The following is a 16,926-nucleotide window of genomic DNA, read 5'->3' on the forward strand; positions in this document are numbered from 1 at the left end:
CGCGGCCCCGGCCGTTTCGGCCCCGCGGGCGTAGCGTCCGCCGAGCCAGTCCGGCCGGCCGGGCGCCCAACCGCCGAAAGCGGGGGCCGGCTCAACCGCAAACGCCGGGTGCCCGTCGAGGAACTCGGCAATCCTCGCTTCATTTTCCTCCGGCGAGAACGTGCAGGTCGAATAGACCATCAAGCCGCCAGGCTTCAGCATTCGGGCTGCCTGCTTCAGCAGCGTCCGCTGCATATCGGCATACTTCTCGGGCCAGTCCGGCCGCCAGGCTTTGGCCATATCTTCTTCCTTGCGGAACATGCCTTCGCCCGAGCAAGGCGCATCGATGAGAATCTTATCGAAATAGGCGGCGAAAGCTCCTTCAAGCTTCGCCGGATCTTCGTTCAGCACGACGGCGTTGCGTACGCCGCTCAGCTCAATGTTTTTCACAAGCGCCTTCACCCGGTCCGGATGCACGTCGTTGGCTACGATCAGCCCGGTTCCCTGCAGCTTGGCCGCAAGCTGCGTCGTTTTTCCGCCCGGTGCGGCACATAAATCCAGCACCCGCTCGCCGGGGCGGACGTCCAGCAGCTCGGCCGGAGCCATCGCGCTCGGCTCTTGAATGTAATACAGCCCCGCGTGATAATGAGGATGCTTCCCCGGCCGCCCGTCTCCTTCCCGGTAGTAAAATCCGGTTGCCGCCCAAGGAACCGGTTCGAGCTCCAGGCGGGTCAAGCCGCAAAACTGTTCTACGTTCAGTTTAAGCGTATTAACGCGCAAGCCGTAATGCCGCGCCTCCCCATAAGACGCCAGAAAGGCCGAATATTCGGCCTCCAGCAAGCCTTCCATTTTTTGTTTAAATGCTTCCGGCAGCATCGGCTCCGTCATTGTCGTCACTCGTTTCAGTTAATCTGGAAGAAAAAGTTTATCGCCTTTTGCCGCCTTGTGGCGCCCTGACATCCTATGCCCGTTCAACCACGCGAGCTCTTGATTATCCAATTGTACTTTTATAATTAAACTATAATTCGACGCCGGAAACCCGGACGCCTCCGTTTTCTGGTATGTCCCTAGTCTACCCATGTATTCCACGCCAATGTCGAAATTCCTTCAATTTTAGTGTATGATAGAAGGAGGAAACTTTGCATAAGTAACGAATGTTTTTAGAGTGACCATTTATCTCGGTAGGAAGAGGGGAATCATGAAAAAGTTAGGTATCTTTTTAGCCATTATCGTCGTTCTGTTCGGAGCTCTTTATTTTGTCAACCAACAATCCAATCAGGCGAAATTCGGCAAGTACGCGAACAACGTATACGGCATTGCCCCGGACAAGCTGAATCCGGCTACGCTGGCGCTTCTGGACGATCCGAATTACCAAAACATCATTTTGCCTGACGCGCTCGACAAGAAAATCGCGGCTCAGGAAGATTTCTACCTGTATTATTTCGGTTCGACATGCCCGCACTGCAAGGTGACAACGCCCGTGCTTATGCCGGTCGCCAAGGAATTCAACATTGACGTCAAGCAGTTCAATCTTGAAGAGTTCCAGAACGGATGGCAAAAATACGCAATCGAAGCAACCCCGACCCTGATTTATTACAAAGGCGGCAAAGAAGTCGAGCGTCTCGTCGGCGAACAAAAAGCCGAAGCGTTCAAAGCCTTTTTCGAAAAGCATAAAAAATAATCCTGCCGGCTGTCGGTGGACGCCCAAGGATACCCCGAAGCAGCGGATGGCGGTCCGCTGTTTCTTTTATTTCATCTTTCTTTTAAAAGGAGCTGTACGGGCCCCCTATGCAACCAAAACAAGCTTTGCTCACCGGAAAATACATATTGACCGCAGTCATTATCGTCCTGCTGTCGATTCTGATCTTCGTTAAGTTCGCGCATGACTTACAGGAAAATCAACTGGAGCGTTTTGACCGGACCTACATGGAATGGATTCAGTCGCATATCAGTCCAAAGCTCACGGCACTCATGAAGGGAATCACCGGGCTCGGATCGTTCCAGACGTTGTCCGTCCTGCTGCTCGTCAGCGTATCTCTGATGGTGTGGCGGAAGAAGAAGTGGGAAGCGCTCTTTTTCGTGGTGGCCGTCACCGGCGGCATGCTGTTTAACCAGCTGCTGAAGCGAATTTTCGAACGGGAGCGCCCTACGCTCCGCCGCATCGTCGAAGAGACGGGCTACAGCTTCCCCAGCGGACATTCCATGGCATCCATTGTCTTCTATGGCATGCTGGCCATGCTCTTATTGATGTTTGTCAAATCTCCCGCGCTGAAGCTGCTGATCGCCGTAACGGCAAGCATTCTTATTGTCATGATCGGCGTTAGCCGCATTTACTTAGGGGTTCATTATCCGAGCGACGTTGCCGCAGGATTTGCCGCCGGGGCGGCGTGGCTTACCGTGTGCGGGGTCGGACTGCAGGCCGTTCTTGTCTCGCGCCGGTCCTAGCGCCGGCACTGCGGAGCGCATTCGCGGCTAATCCTCTTCATGAGGCTCCGGCGGATGCAGCCTCAGCTCTTCCACCAATGCCTCCAGCCCGGCATCCAGAATGCGGACGTCCAGATCGTAGAAAGCAAACGGCCGCTCCTCCGCATGGGCCAGCTTGTCCAAATACAGCCGGCTGTCGTCGCGAAGGCGGCCCAGGTCGATCCCAAGCGCGTCCTCCGGGTAATTGTCCAATTTGTCCAAGGCGGCGCTAAACAGCTTGATCGACCCGCTCGTATTGCCGTTGCGGTAATGGTAAAGGCCCACTGCCACCTGCAGCAGGCCTTGGTACAGCGGATGTCTGCCTTCCTCGAGCCAAAGCTCCTCCATCACTTCGTGACATTCGAAATAGTCCCGCGCCACGTTAAAATAATACAAGAACTCTACATATAAACGATCGTACGACTTCGTCACCGTCTCGCCTCCGTTTCGGTCGCCTCCAGCGGAGGCCCGGTGAATAACAGACTGCTGTCAGGCATTCACCGGACGATTTATGCCAAAGAGTTTTTCTTCGCCCGGTTCACCGCCTGATCCACCTCGTTCGACAGCTTCTTCAGCAGCCAGACATCGTCCGTATCCCACAGCTCGTTGAAGCGCATCTGAAACTGCGCGGCTTCCCGTACCCGCAGATGAAAATACAGCTCCTGAATCCCGTTCAGCACCTTGGCCACGATGCTCGATTTGTCCTCGAACAGCTTCTGCGCTTCGACAATCTCTTCGCGGATGCTGCTCATCTCCTGATCAAGCTGATAAGCGGCTTCCGCCGCCCGGCTCAGCCGTGCAACGACATCCTCCGGCAAGCTTTCCCGGTATTTATAGTTCAGCGAATGCTCGATCGTCGCCCAGAAGTTCATCGCCAGCGTCCGCAGTTGAATCTCTGCAAGCACACGCTTCATGCCGAGTGCGGTCTGGACCCGATATTCCACAATCATATGATAACTGCGGTAACCGCTCGGTTTTTTGTTCGTAATATAGTCTTTCTCATACAGCAGCGTCATATCTTCCCGGGCACGGATCAACTCGGCCAACCGTTCGATATCTTCAACGAATTGACACATGATCCGAATGCCCGCAATATCTTCGATTCCGGTCTCGAGCTGATCCATCGGAACACTCAGCCGTTTGGCTTTTTCCAAAATGCTGGAAGTTCTCTTGACCCGTCCGGTTACGAATTCGATAGGCGAATATTCATCCCGGCTTTTGAGCTCCGCGCGCAATGTCTTGAATTTGACTTTCAATTCTTCAACCGCCTGTTCGTAAGGCAGCAGAAATTTTTTCCAATCGCGTCCGTCCATTCCGTCGACCTCCAAATCTTACTTGCCTTGATGCCCCGATCCGATCGCCTCCGATATGTGCGTAAATCCGTCCTGCCGCAGCAAAGCGCGAAGTCCGCGGTTAATGCGGCGCAGCACGTCCGGCCCTTCGTAAATCAAGCCGGTATAGACTTCGACCAGACTGGCTCCCGCCCGAATCTTCGCATAGGCGTCCTCGGCCGAGAAGATCCCTCCCGATCCGATAATCGGAAGCTTCCCGTCCGTTAGACGGTATACGGTTCGAATCAGCTCGGTGGAGCGCTCCGTCAGCGGACGGCCGCTTAATCCGCCCGTTTCTCCCCGGTTCGCATGGCGCAGACCGTCTCTGGCGATCGTCGTATTGGAGGCAATGATGCCGGAAACGTTGCTCCGTATTATCGTTTCGACCATATACTCGATTTCCTGCGATTCCAGATCCGGGGCAATCTTCACGAGCACCGGCTTCTCCCGCCCGCCGAAGCGGGCATGCTGTTTGCGGACCTCGTCCTTCACGGCCGCAAGCAAGCGCGACAGGTCGTCCCCATGCTGCAGATTGCGCAAGTCCGGCGTGTTCGGCGAGCTGATATTGACGACGAAAAAGTCCCCGTACCCGTATAACGCTTGAATGCAGGCACGGTAATCGTCTTCCGCCTGCTCGTTGGGCGTCGTTTTGTTTTTTCCGATATTGATGGCAAGCGGAATCGTGCGCTGGCCTTGATTGCGCAAATTTCGCTTCATGCCTTCGATTCCGACATTATTGAAGCCCATCCGGTTGATGAGCGCCTCGTCCTCCGGGAGCCGGAACAGCCGCGGCAGCTCATTGCCGGCTTGCGGCTTCGGCGTCACCGTACCGACCTCCATAAAGCCGAAGCCGATATTCGAAAATCCGGGGACCGCTTTCGCATTCTTGTCCAACCCGGCCGCCAAGCCGACCGGATTCGGAAACCGGATTCCCCAAAGCTCGCTCTCCAGCTCCGGGTACGCCCGAACGCCCCACATCGCGCGAAGCAGCCTCCGTCCGCCCGGCAGCTTGGCAAACGTATGCAGCCCGTCGATAATCAGATGATGCGCCTTCTCCGGGTCCATCCCGAACAGCACCGGCTTTGCGATTTTTTTGTAAAGCATGCTTCTGTCCTCTCCCCGCACGTGTCTCTTCGTTAGTCTCTTTTGACAGTTTAGCGCTTTACGAAGCAAAAATAAAGGGGACAAGTCACAAAATCCATACGACTTAAAACAATACATTATGTTAAAATATGCTTAATCCAACAAAAAGGCAGGGCTGAGGTCTATGCAAAAAAAGAAAATATCCCCCTATGCGCAGCGGAAAACAAAGGATGAGCCCAATAAGAAGCTGATCGTATGGGTCAGCTCCATCTTCGGCGCCGTCATTCTCGGCATGATTGTTCTGCTTGTATTCAACCACTGAGGCTTGTCAGCGCTTTCTATCCTCACACTAGAGCTTGGTCTTCTGAGAAGGCTGCGGCCAGAGTCACTTGCGAAAAATATCACCGGAAAACAGGTGGGGTATGCCCTGTAGGAAGCGCTTGCGCTGTCCGCCTTTGAAATTCGTGATTATACCATTAATTGGAATCATAATATCACGAGTTTCAAGAGCGGCCGTAAGGGCATACCCCACCGACCTACACAGGTGATGGTTTCAGGCTGAATCCACAGCCGGCTTGGACGACCAAGCTCCCTAATCCAACCAGTTGTACCTCTTCCCCGGATTTGTGTCCACGCTTTGCGGCGTCACTCCATACGGTGCGGGACTGCGCGATTCCTCTTTGGAAAGCGTGCCCTTGCCGATCGTCACGCTCGTTCCGAGCGGCACCAGATCGAACAGCTCCTCCACATCCTCCTTAGCCATACGGATGCAGCCCAGCGACTCGTCCTTGCCGATACTGGACGGCCGGTTCGTTCCGTGAATCGCATAATTCGTATCGGACAGCGTCATCCCCCGGCTGCCGAACTCTCCGTTCGACTTCCCGTTCGGATTGCGCACCTTTTCCGAGATGACGAAGCTGCCCTCCGGTGTCCGCTCGCCTCCCAAGCCTACCGGATAATTGCGGACGACGATGTTGCCGCTGACGACCGACAGCCGGTGAGCCTGCTTGTCGACAATAATGCGCATCGGTTCGGTTAACGGCTTGGTTAAACTGTCCTGTCCCGTTCCGGGCGGCACGGGATTTCCGTCTGCGACCGCAGGCTGCGCCCCGGCTTGCTTGAGCCATGCGCTCATTTCCGCAGCCAACGCCTCCTTGTCCCTGTCGAACGTTTCCTTCATATAGGGAGTCAGCCCCGGCAGCACGTTGTTCGGATACGCTTCCGTCAGCTGTGAAGCCTGCGCCGGCGCTTGCCCCGTACGCCGAATATACGCCGCAACGGCGGAACGCAGTACAAGATCCTGCTCCTGCTTCGTCATCCAAGCGGCCACGATGCCATCCGCCTTCTGCGGATCGCTTGGCTGGCAGCTGCAAGCCGCCGCGTCATGATAATTGATCTGCTGCTGCGCCGCATTTGCTTTCGCTTCGACGGAAAGCAGCGTCTCCGGCTTCTTCAGCCAGTTGATCCAGGCGGTCCCGTCTAACGGAATGCCGCGGGCCAGAATCGCATAGCTGCTGATCCTTTCTCGTAAAAGCATCTCCTGCAGCGCCGCGCCGACATTCTGTTGACTTTTCTCGCCGGCCAGGTAATATACTTTTGTTTCCTGCAGCTCGGAGGACGTCATCCCTTCCGGCAGCACGATGACCGGAGTGCGGGCGCTTTCTTCCGTCTTCTCGAATATACGTCCCAGCTCCGGGGCAAACAACAGACCGGCAAAGGCGAGCAGACCGACGGCCATCAAACGAACGAGCCGCTTCCTTCTGTTCTTCTGACGTTCCGTCCCCCAGCGATGGATCGGTTCGATTTCTTCAGGAGGCAGAGCCACCTTCTGATTCTCATACGCTTCGTAGACTTCCCCGGCCTGCGCGTAACAGTACAGCGCTTTTCCCTTTTTCCCTTGCGCTTCATAGTCACGCCCGAGCAAGTACCACGCCATTTTATTGTTCGGATGCTCTTTGACATATTTTTTTAAATAAAACGGATCCTGTTTGAAAAAGAGCTGAAGCTGTTCTTCCGAATCCTTCGAATCTTTCGGTTTCACGGGACGCCCCTCTCTTTCCGCCTTCCTGCAAACTATATCGGCGGGAGAAGCGCTTTTCTTAATACTCTCTCGCCTCGCGTGCCTCATCCTTTTTTTCCGGCGCCATCTTACAAAATCCGCCCCCGGTCGTCGAGCAAGAACGGGCGAGTGACTGTAAGCCTCATCGAAAAAGACCTATTCCGGGAAGAGCCGCCCTAACAGCCTTCCCGGAATAGGTCTCATTTTGTGGAGAGTTAACTACTTTGAGAATTTCGTTTTACTGCGCAAGATCGCCGTACGTGTCCCCTCGTTCCACTGAACGTCCATTCCGATTTCTTCCGCAAAGAAACGAACCGGTACGAAGGTCAGATTTTGCGAAATATACGGCTCGACATCCGTCGGCTTGACGGCTGCTTCCTTTCCGGGTACTATCCGCTTGATCCCGGTCTTTCCGATAGACAGCTCGATCGTCTCGCCGTCCTTGGCGAGCTGTACGGCTCGGGTCACATCGTCGAACGTCACTTGATAACCCAGTGCTTCCGTAATCGTCCGGATTGGAACCATCGCTCTTCCGTTAACGATCTCCGGCGGTGCCTCGAACGCGATCTGTTGCCGGTCCACAACGACGTTGACGGCGCCGTCCTTCGGAAGATGGTCCGGCAACCGGTATAGACTGACTTCGCGAAGCTTGTTGTTATAGGCGTCGGCCACCAGGATCGATCCGTCGGCGCGAACGGCGACGTCCATCGGGCGGTGGAGGGCAGCGCTTCCTTCAATCCCGTCGGCATTTCCGGTTTGGCGGTCGGATGTCCCGGCAATCGTACTGACCTGCCCGTCGAGCATGTAACGAACCGCATGGTTCTGACTGTCGGCAATGACAAGTCCGCCTTCCTCGGTCAAGGCAAGGCCCATCGGAAAATTAAATCTCGCTTCCGGCGCACTCCCGTCGGCGAAGCCGCCCGGAACATGCAGCTCTTTGTTCGCTGCCGCCTGACCTCCGCCCGCCAGCGTCGTTACCTTCCCCTGCTGCAAATCGATATATCGGATGCGCTGGTTCCCGGAATCGCTTACGAACAAATTTCCTTTGGCATCCAGCACAAGAGCGGTCGGCTCGTTAAATTTGGCGCTTGTCAAATCCCCGTCGGCAAAATCGCCCGCAGGCGACACTTGTCCGGGAAACAGCTCTACGACGCGGGTCGACAAAGCGTTCAGCGTCTTGACTTCGCCCGAAGGCGATATGCTCCGGATCGCATGATTCAGCGAATCCGCTACGTACAAGGTGCCGTCGGCTGCGACGGCCACATCCGTCGGTCGATAAAACAAAGCATCCTTCCCTTTGCCGTCCTTTCTTCCGAGCAGCCCGCTGCCGGCGACGGTGCTAACCTGACCGGCCGTATCGATTTTACGGATCGCATGGTTTCCCGAATCGGCTACGTATACGTTGCCATTGGCGTCGGCCGCAAGTCCCTGAGGCTCGTTGAACAGCGAGGAATCGCTTTTGCCGTCCAACAGAGCGCCGACGGGAAAGCCCTTATCATCCTGTTTATAAACTGCGCCGGCGAAGGTGCCGACCGTCCCCTGCGACAGCTTGCGGATCCGCTGGTTTCGGGAATCCGAAACCAGCACCGTACCGTCCTTCAATACGGTTATTCCTCCCGGCATCCGGAAGGAAGCGGACACGCCCGCTCCGTCCGCGCTCCCCAAGCCGCCGTTTCCGGCCAATGTCGTCATCTCCGTTAGCGTTTGTCCGTTCTCGCCCCGCAGGGCGTCCTTCGACCAAGCGGCAGCTTGTGCGCTCGATGCGCCAATCATGGCGGACATAAGAAGCGACACGGCAATTCGTTTCGTTGCTTTCTTCATAGCTTGCTCCTTCCCGTATCCACCTTACTTCGTGCCGACGCTAATCGATTGAATCTCTTTGCTTTCGTATACGGTATTCCCTTGCTTATCGATGATTTTGACATAGCCCAAGTCAACCTTGGCGGAACCGGCCGCCAAATCGACAACCGATAAAGGTATGTTTACAAGCAAGGTATCTCCGCTCAATTGAATAGGATTTATGACGCCGGAGCCTTGCGTTTCAAAGGCCGTCGCTGCGTAGATCAATTCGCTCCGGGCTGCGTCGCTTACCTGACGAAGCGTCTCTGCCGATTGAGCGCCGTAGAATACGGTGCCGGGAACGGGCGCCAGGTCTGCCGGGCCTCGGTAGTCCAGCGCCGCTTTATCATAAAGCAGATGCGCTTCGACGGAATAGAACGGCGTAGCAGGCGTAAAGCCTTTCATCGTTAACGCCAGCCCGATCTTCCCGTCCTTGAGGCCGTCTGCTTGCGCCAGACCGACTCCCAAAATATGAATCGGCGGAATCGAAACCGGTACGCTGGCTGTGGATTCGCGGTAAGTCTGCGCCGTTAAATTATAAGTTCCGGGCTGCAGCGCCCGAAGCGTAACGGTAACTTCGCTATCCCCGAGCCCGTCTGCGCGTCCCACTTCCTCGGTGCCGTTCAGCACGCGGACGGTCGTCCCGGCGGCGGCTTTCAGTTTTATTTGTACCGGATTCCGCAGTGTCGTTTCCGCCGTCGGGCTGATCAGCACGGGAGCAGAAGGACGGTCGTCCGTAGAGCCGCCGCCCGAACCGCTGTCGCTGCCGGAATCGACGGGAGGCGAAGTCGGACGGGAGGATGGATCGGGCGCAGGCTGATTGGCGTTTTTCCTTTGACTCTCCTCGAATCTTTTCTTTTCGTCCGCACTAAGCGTACTCGTATACTGCTCCGTTGCTTTTTGATCCGCTTCTGCAACGGCTTTTCGGTTCTGGTCCAGAATTCGCTGCCTGTCGGCTTCAATACGATCCAGCAAGGTCGCAAGCCTTGTCTGCGTTTCACGCAGCTCCCTTTGCTCCTGCTCGAATGCGGAGTTTTTGTGCTCCGCCTGTTTCTTCAACTGCTCCACTTCCGGATCGATGCCCGCATGTTTATCCATGGCCGGAGGATGATGAATATCGAGCTTTCTTGAGGGGTCGTCAATGTTCGCATTCGCATCATCCACAGCTTTTTGCGTCAGCTTGCCTGCATCTACGGCTGATTTGGCCAGATGGGACAGAAACCGGTCGAAATTGTTTTGGACGGCTTCCAGATCGGTCGGCGTCGTAAGTTTCAGGATCGAATGCCCGTCCGGTTTTCCCACGCCCTTATCCAGGTTTTCCTTCAGCTGCGCTTTCATTTTGTCTTGTTCAGTTTGAATATTCCCGATATTCTTCATAAAGCTCGACAGCACTTTTTCATCCGCGGCTTCCGCCAGTGCTTTGGGGTCCGCATACTCCGCCCGGGTTCTCAGATCGTTGGTTGGCCCCGAGGAATTGAGCTTCACCTGCTGAGCCGGATATACCGATACGATTCCCGCATCCTGCGTTTTCCTGCCGTCCGCTGCCGATCCGGCTTCCGATGCGGAAACGATTCCCGCCGCCACGGCCATTGTCGTTTCCCCCGTTTTTCCGCTGACGGACGTCATAAAGTTCGTTCCTCTGACACCCATCACCGCCGTCGGCGTCTCGACCTCGAATTCATCCTCCGAGCCGATCAGGGATTTGACCTTCGCCCATAAACTGCCTGCCCAGGATTTCACTTTCGTTTTTTTGCCGCCGTTTTTTTCAACCAAATCGGATATGTATACTTCGGAATTTTCACCGATCGTAATCTCGTCCTCGCGGTCCACGACCCGCAGCACGACCGAGGAGGACGGACCGGTTACGATCGAATCGCCCTGATTCAAATTCAAGTCCTGGTACACCGCGTAGGACCGGGAGCCGCCCGATTTCTTGTACGTTACCTCTCCCGTTACTTCAACGACAGCCGCCGACCGGGATGATTTGGCATTCGCCGGGCTTGCGAGAGCTACAGCGACTATCCCTTGAAACAGCATAGCGAAAACAAGCACCCAAGCCAGAGCCGGCCTCTGCTTCCGTCTATTGAACCGCACTGCATTCGCCACAACAAAACCCCTCTCCGGAATCAAAAAATCTACTCATATTGTAAAGTGAGAAACGGCATTATTCAACGAATTTCGTCAAATGAACGCCTTTTTGGCGGATGCGCTTGGTCCGACTGCCCAAGCTGGAGCGTCTTTCATTCCCAGCACTTCAAACAGCTTGAGCGGAACGCTCTTTCCTTTCATTAACTTCTCTCCGGCGAACCGATAGTCGAAAGCATGTTTCGTCAGCTCGTAGGTCGCTTCGGACACGAGAATCTGATTCGGCTGCGTATTGGACTCGATGCGGGCGGCCGTATTGACGTTATCGCCAATCGCCGTATAGTCGACCCGCAAATAAGACCCGATATTGCCGACCACGACATCGCCGGTGTTGATGCCGATGCCTACGCTGATCGAGACGCCGTATTTCTCCAGCACCTCTGCGCGTACCTTCTCCATCCCCTTCTGAATTTCATAAGCGGTTTTGACCGCATAATACGGATGATCGGGTACGTCCAGCGGAGCATTATACAGGATCATCGCCGCGTCCCCGATAAATTTGTCGATCGTGCCGCGGTTTTCGAGGGCTCGCTCCGTGATTAAGTTAAACATCATGTTCAAGAAGTCGACCACTTCTTCGGGCTTCAGCTTCTCGGACAGCGGGGTAAATCCGCGGACGTCGAGGAACATAATGGTAAGCTCCTTGCTGATCCCCCCGAGCTGGATTTCCTGCTCGCTGCTCGCAATCTCTTTGACAAGGTCGGGAGAAATATAGCGTCCGAACTGTTTGGTAATATAATTTTTTTGCTTCGTCTCAAAATACGTTTTCATGGACAAATTGCCGGAATAGGCGAGGAGTCCGCAAGCTACCGCATCGACAATATCCGGGTACTTCGAGTAAGCTGCAAAATACCAATACTGTCCGGCGAACACTAGAACGACAACGACCAGCACAAAAACCGCTCCGCTGATGGCCCGCAGCCGCCAAGTCATCCACCCGAACAACAGAACGACGAGGAGCGTAAGCGCAAAATCGATTCGCTTGTCTACGGGCAGCACGACCTGCTGCTTTAAGATCTGATTTAAAATATTGGCATGCGCATACAGCAGATGCATGTGCTTCTCCACCGGGGTAACGCCCTCGTCCGAGCCGGGGGCCGTATAGCCGACAAGCACAAGCCGGTCTTTGAACGTCTGAGGCGGCACGCCGCCCTTCAGCACTTTGGCAAACGGAATGGTCTCGAAATCGAATTCCTTCGCGTCCCAGCGGATCAGCATTTCCGACTTGGGACGGCCGTCCAATAAAGGCATGTCCAGATACGGGCTCACATCGACTCCCGCGAGCTGCGCCATCGCAAGCCCGAACGATGGATATACGCCTTGAGGCGAATTGATCTGCAGCCAGTTGGAGCGAATGACGCCGTCGCTGTCGTAGGTCGCATTGATATGCGATTTTCCAACCGACTGGCGGAATATGGGAATCGGTTCCATTACCGAACGGGCGACCAGCAGCTCCCCTGCTTTTACTTTCATGGACCGGTCGAATTTATCCTCCAGGTTCGCATGAGATGGGATGACGATGTTGTTGTGTTTAGCCAACTCGTCGGCCAGTGCCCGGTCGCTTTCCGGCTTGTCGCTTTCGGAGTAAAGCTCGATATCGAAGCCGATCGCCTTGACGCCTGCGCTTTCAAGCTGCTTGATCAGCTCCGCATAGACTTTCCGGTCCCACGGATAAGGCCCTACTTCCCGAATGGAGTCGGAATCGATACCGATTATGACGATATCCTCGTGCGGGGCTTGGGTCATGGTTTGCTCCACGTTAAAATCGTATAAACTGTCGGATAATACCTTAAGTGCCCCGGTCGTCAAAAGCACGATACACAACAGCGCGATAACCGCATTGCCCGCAGCGATCACGGCGGTCTTGCTCCATCCCTTTCTCATGAAAAAGGCCCCCTGTTTTTCTTGCAGTTTCCGCTATTCATCTTACCATAAAATACCGATCCCAAGTTATATATTTCAAGTTAGGCCAGAAGAGAAAAGAGCCTGCTTCCATGGAGGAAACAGGCTCTTTGCGCTATGAAGCTATAGGAAATTCTGAGTATTAGTTGAAAGGAGCGTCTGCGACTTTGATGGAGTCCGTCGGGCAGCCGTCCTGAGCATCCTGCAGATCATCGTACAGATCTTCCGGAATTTCGGTTACGCCTTTGTTGCCGTCGCCTTCGTAAATGACTTCCGCGAGACCCTCATCGTCGTAGTCGTAAATGTCCGGTGCCGTCGCTCCACAGGCACCGCAAGCGATACAGGTTTCTTTATCCACCCAAGTGTATTTTGCCATGTCTAATCTTCCTCCCTTGATTGTGTAACCACATCCTAAAATATAATATAAAAGCTTACAAAGTTCAAATAGAAAGTAGCGAACGATATGATACCGCTTCGTTATGGATTCCTCATGCGGGAGCGGATAAACTCGGCCACGGACGCTGCAGCGTTCATAGAAAAGAAAGGGATGCCCGGCGCCGCGGCTTCCGCCAGCTTTGAGTCCGGAGCGATGCAAGCGATCGGAGGCGCGGCGAGCTCCTGCACGATCCGCGCCTGCTCCTCCGTCCGGAACACGGCGATTTTATCGTGAGCTTCCCGCTTGAAGCCTTCTATTAAAACCAGTCCGTAGCTTCCTTTTAACCGTTCGATCGTCTCCTGAAGCGTGACACTCCTGCGCTCGTACGTTCTTACGGCATCCGGGGACAAGACGACGGAAGCCGATGCCCCGGACCGGATAAACAAAGTGGAGTCCGCTGCGGGAGCTTCCTTATAATGCCCGTGCGCATCGTGCTTTATAACCGCAACCTTGACGCCCCGCTCCTCAAAATATGGAGCCAGCAGCGAAATCATCGTCGTTTTACCGCTGTCAGAATAACCGGCCAAGCCGATAACCGTCGTCAATAGTCGTCCTCCTCGATTCCCTTTAACCGGAGATGATCCATTTGCAGCGACGTGCCGCGCCTCTTCGTGTTGCGAATGAGCGTAGAAGGATCGTCGCCAAGCATCCCCGCTGTCAAAATCACGCCTTCGCCGTACTTGTCGCGGAGCGCGTCCATCGCCTGATTCAGCTTTTCCTTTACAGGCTGCTTCTGATAACTGAACAAGTCGAGCTGTACGGCAAGCTCTTGCTTGGCTGTCAGATTCTGCAGCGTAACGCCGAGCAATCGCACCGGGAGCCCTTCCCTCCAATGAGCGTCGAACAATTGGCAGGCCGCCCGGTAGAAGTCGTCTGCGCTTTCCGAAGGCTCGGGCAGCTTCATGGCACGCGTAATCGTCTTCATATCCGGATCGCGTATCGAGATCTGCACCGTTTCCGCGACCAGGCCCTGCCGGCGCAGCCGCCGCCCGACTTGGTCGGACAAATTCAGAAACACCCGGTGGATGTCGGCCCGGTCCGTATAATTCACCGGCAGGGTCGTCGCATGGCCGATCGATTTGCTTTGTTCTTTATCCGGATTAACCGGCGAATTGTCCTCGCCGTTGGCAGCCCGCTTCAATGCCGGACCGAGCACGCCGAACCGGTCGCTCAGCAGCCGCTCGTCGGCATTGGCCAATTGGCCGAGCGTATGAATTTGCAGACGCTTCAGCTTTTCGGCCGTCTTCTTGCCGATGCCGAACAAGCTGGCGCACGGATGCGGCCACAGCACAGAGGGCACGTCACGTTTGCGCAGCACCGAGATGCCGTTGGGCTTTTTCATATCCGAAGCCATCTTGGCCAGCAGCTTGTTCGGCGCGACGCCGATCGAACAAGGCAGAAGAAGCTCTTCGCGGATCCGCTTTTGAATCGTTTCGGCGATCTCGAGCGGGGTCCCGAACATCTTGGAACCGGTAATATCCACGTAGCATTCGTCTATCGACACCGCTTCGACGAGCGGCGAATATTCGTAGGCGATTTTCATAAACCGTCTGGAAAACTGCCTGTACAGGTCAAAATCGGGACGAATCAAGATTAAGCCGGGACACAGCTTGTCGGCTTCCCTCACCAGCATCCCCGTTTTTACCCCGCGCGCTCTCGCTTTATAGGAGCAGGTCACGATAATGCCCTTGCGCAGCTCAACGCTTCCGGCTACCGCAATAGGCTTGTCTTTGTATTTTTCGGGCTCTACCGCTTCGTGCACCGAGCAATAGAACGCGTTCATATCGATGTGGAGAATCACTCTGCCGTTCACGGGATAGCCGTTGGCTCCCCCATTTCTCTCCAGCATGGCATCCGCCCTCCCGTCCTCTAATTACAGCATAATTCGCCCGGAGCACCGGGGTCAAGAGAGGGATATTTAGGATTAGCAATATCCTTTGTCAGCTACGTTGTGCTATAATTATAAATCATACTTTAGCGCAATAAAACGTTTGGAGAAACAGGAGGATCATTATGGCGGGCACGGTTAAAATTTTCGATACTACACTGAGAGACGGTACTCAGGGCGAAGGCGTCAGCCTTTCCGTCGAAGACAAACTTAAAATCGCTCAAAAGCTGGACGCGCTGGGCGTTTCCTACATTGAAGGCGGTTGGCCCGGCAGCAATAACAAGGATATTGAGTTTTTCATGCGCGTGAAGGAATTGAAATTGACGCATGCAAAAATTACGGCCTTCGGCAGCACACGGCGCAAAGAAACCCTGGCGGAAAACGACCCTAACCTGAACCGGATTCTTGAGGTCGGCGTTAGGGCCGCAGCGATCTTCGGCAAATCGTGGGATTTCCAAGTGCATACGGCGATCCAGACGACGCTGGAAGAAAATTTGGCCATGATTTACGATTCCGTCCGTTATTTGAAGCAAAACGGGCTCGAAGTCATTTACGATGCGGAGCATTTCTTCGACGGCTACAAAAGCAATCCCGATTACGCTCTGGCGACCATTAAGAAGGCCGAGGAAGCCGGCGCCGATTGGATTGCGCTGTGCGACACGAACGGAGGCACGCTGCCTCACGAAATTTCGGCCATCGTGACCAAAGTGACGACCTCGATCTCCTGTCCGATCGGCATTCACGCGCACAACGATTGCGAGCTCGGCGTAGCGAACAGCCTGGCCGCCGTCATGGCCGGAGCCCGACAAGTGCAGGGCACGATCAACGGCTACGGGGAACGCTGCGGCAATGCCAATCTCGTATCGGTCATTCCGAATCTGCAGTTAAAGCTGAAATACGATGTGATCAGCCCGGAGCAACTGGCCAGCCTGTCCGGTGTGGCTCGCTATGTAAGCGAAATTGCCAACATGCATATGCCGGTCAACCAGCCTTACGTCGGCTCCGCGGCTTTCGCGCATAAAGGCGGAATTCACGTGTCGGCGATCTTGCGCGATTCCAGCACGTACGAACATATCAAGCCCGAGCTGGTCGGCAACAAGCAGCGGGTGCTCGTTTCCGAGCTCGCCGGACAAAGCAATCTCGTATTCAAGACCCAAGAACTGGGCTTGGACTTCGATACGACGAACCAGCAGACCAAGCAGCTCATCGAACAAATCAAAGAGATGGAGCACCAAGGCTATCAATTCGAAGGAGCGGACGCCACGCTGGAGCTTTTGATCCGGGACGCTTACGGCAAGCTGGAGGAAGTATTCACGCTTGACTCGTTTAAAATCATGGTGGCCAAATCCGCCGATCAGCCGGTGCTCTCCGAAGCGATCGTCAAGGTGAACGTACACGGCAAAACGATCTACAACGCAGCCGAAGGCAACGGTCCCGTCAATGCGCTGGACAACGCCTTGCGCAAATGTCTGGTCGAATATTATCCGGATATCAACAACATGCATTTGTCCGACTATAAAGTACGCGTCTTGGACGAAAAGGACACCACTGCCGCAAAAGTTCGCGTACTCATCGAATCGACGGATTTCAACAGCACATGGAGCACCGTCGGCGTATCGGAAAATATTATCGAAGCAAGCTGGCACGCACTTGTCGACAGCATCCGGTATGCGCTGCTCGGCATGACCCGGGTAGCCGACAAGCCGGAAGAAAACCGGGAACGCCTCGGGCTCGTGAATCACTAATAATACCTATTGTAAACAAGCCGCAATCCTCCGGTCGGAGACATTGCGGCTTGTTT

Annotated in this window: 15 protein-coding genes; 4 read left to right on the top strand and 11 right to left on the bottom strand. The window is 54.9% G+C overall.

The window, feature by feature from the left end:
- The coding region (locus tag PEH01S_RS31890; RefSeq protein ID WP_164828112.1) for an RsmB/NOP family class I SAM-dependent RNA methyltransferase at positions 1-867 on the bottom strand (867 nt) is incomplete at its 3' end.
- Positions 868-1,177: 310 nt separating this feature from the next.
- Here PEH01S_RS31890 and PEH01S_RS31895 point away from each other — a divergent pair.
- Positions 1,178-1,660, top strand: coding sequence for a thioredoxin family protein (locus PEH01S_RS31895; protein ID WP_025851550.1), 483 nt, complete (start codon positions 1,178-1,180; stop codon positions 1,658-1,660).
- A gap of 107 nt (positions 1,661-1,767) precedes the next feature.
- Positions 1,768-2,424 carry a phosphatase PAP2 family protein gene (locus PEH01S_RS35660; protein WP_246063129.1) on the top strand — a complete coding sequence of 219 codons (657 nt, stop codon included), beginning with the start codon at positions 1,768-1,770 and terminating at the stop codon, positions 2,422-2,424.
- A gap of 27 nt (positions 2,425-2,451) precedes the next feature.
- Here the strand turns inward: PEH01S_RS35660 and PEH01S_RS31905 are convergent, their stop codons facing one another.
- The 3 genes from PEH01S_RS31905 to PEH01S_RS31915 all read right to left on the bottom strand — a co-directional run bounded on the left by PEH01S_RS31905 (position 2,452) and on the right by PEH01S_RS31915 (position 4,877).
- Positions 2,452-2,874, bottom strand: a complete 423-nt coding sequence (locus tag PEH01S_RS31905; RefSeq protein WP_127490196.1) for a DUF309 domain-containing protein — start codon at positions 2,872-2,874, stop codon at positions 2,452-2,454.
- Positions 2,875-2,951: 77 nt separating this feature from the next.
- Positions 2,952-3,755, bottom strand: a complete 804-nt coding sequence (locus tag PEH01S_RS31910; protein WP_025851556.1) for a GTP pyrophosphokinase — start codon at positions 3,753-3,755, stop codon at positions 2,952-2,954.
- Between the two features lie 18 nt (positions 3,756-3,773).
- Positions 3,774-4,877 (bottom strand): quinone-dependent dihydroorotate dehydrogenase, encoded by a 1,104-nt coding sequence (locus PEH01S_RS31915; protein ID WP_025851558.1) that lies wholly within the window; start codon positions 4,875-4,877, stop codon positions 3,774-3,776.
- Positions 4,878-5,040: 163 nt separating this feature from the next.
- On the opposite strand from PEH01S_RS31915, the gene PEH01S_RS34915 reads away from it, so the two are divergent.
- Positions 5,041-5,178 carry a hypothetical protein gene (locus tag PEH01S_RS34915; RefSeq protein WP_164828113.1) on the top strand — a complete coding sequence of 46 codons (138 nt, stop codon included), beginning with the start codon at positions 5,041-5,043 and terminating at the stop codon, positions 5,176-5,178.
- A gap of 270 nt (positions 5,179-5,448) precedes the next feature.
- On the opposite strand, the gene PEH01S_RS35950 is transcribed toward PEH01S_RS34915, so the two are convergent.
- The 7 genes from PEH01S_RS35950 to PEH01S_RS31950 all read right to left on the bottom strand — a co-directional run bounded on the left by PEH01S_RS35950 (position 5,449) and on the right by PEH01S_RS31950 (position 15,086).
- Positions 5,449-6,897, bottom strand: a complete 1,449-nt coding sequence (locus tag PEH01S_RS35950) for a L,D-transpeptidase family protein (RefSeq protein ID WP_127490197.1) — start codon at positions 6,895-6,897, stop codon at positions 5,449-5,451.
- Between the two features lie 237 nt (positions 6,898-7,134).
- A complete protein-coding gene (locus PEH01S_RS31925) occupies positions 7,135-8,736 on the bottom strand; it encodes a stalk domain-containing protein (RefSeq protein WP_127490198.1) in 1,602 nt (533 codons plus the stop codon).
- Between the two features lie 24 nt (positions 8,737-8,760).
- A complete protein-coding gene (locus PEH01S_RS31930; RefSeq protein WP_127490199.1) occupies positions 8,761-10,860 on the bottom strand; it encodes a FecR domain-containing protein in 2,100 nt (699 codons plus the stop codon).
- A gap of 75 nt (positions 10,861-10,935) precedes the next feature.
- Entirely contained in the window at positions 10,936-12,783 is a 1,848-nt protein-coding gene (locus PEH01S_RS31935) for a CHASE2 domain-containing protein (protein ID WP_127490200.1), read from the bottom strand.
- A gap of 160 nt (positions 12,784-12,943) precedes the next feature.
- Positions 12,944-13,177 (bottom strand): ferredoxin, encoded by a 234-nt coding sequence (locus PEH01S_RS31940; protein ID WP_025851568.1) that lies wholly within the window; start codon positions 13,175-13,177, stop codon positions 12,944-12,946.
- Positions 13,178-13,278: 101 nt separating this feature from the next.
- The gene (gene mobB / locus PEH01S_RS31945) at positions 13,279-13,782 is read right to left on the bottom strand and encodes a molybdopterin-guanine dinucleotide biosynthesis protein B (protein WP_025851570.1); all 504 of its coding nucleotides are present in this window, start codon (positions 13,780-13,782) and stop codon (positions 13,279-13,281) included.
- The gene (locus PEH01S_RS31950) at positions 13,779-15,086 is read right to left on the bottom strand and encodes a DNA polymerase IV (RefSeq protein WP_127490201.1); all 1,308 of its coding nucleotides are present in this window, start codon (positions 15,084-15,086) and stop codon (positions 13,779-13,781) included. Before PEH01S_RS31950 ends, mobB begins: the two co-directional genes overlap by 4 nt.
- A gap of 164 nt (positions 15,087-15,250) precedes the next feature.
- On the opposite strand from PEH01S_RS31950, the gene cimA reads away from it, so the two are divergent.
- Positions 15,251-16,870 (top strand): citramalate synthase, encoded by a 1,620-nt coding sequence (gene cimA / locus PEH01S_RS31955; RefSeq protein ID WP_025851574.1) that lies wholly within the window; start codon positions 15,251-15,253, stop codon positions 16,868-16,870.
- The last annotated feature ends 56 nt before the right edge of the window (positions 16,871-16,926 follow it).

It is taken from the genome of Paenibacillus ehimensis NBRC 15659 (assembly GCF_004000785.1).
Lineage (GTDB): Bacteria > Bacillota > Bacilli > Paenibacillales > NBRC-103111 > Paenibacillus_G > Paenibacillus_G ehimensis.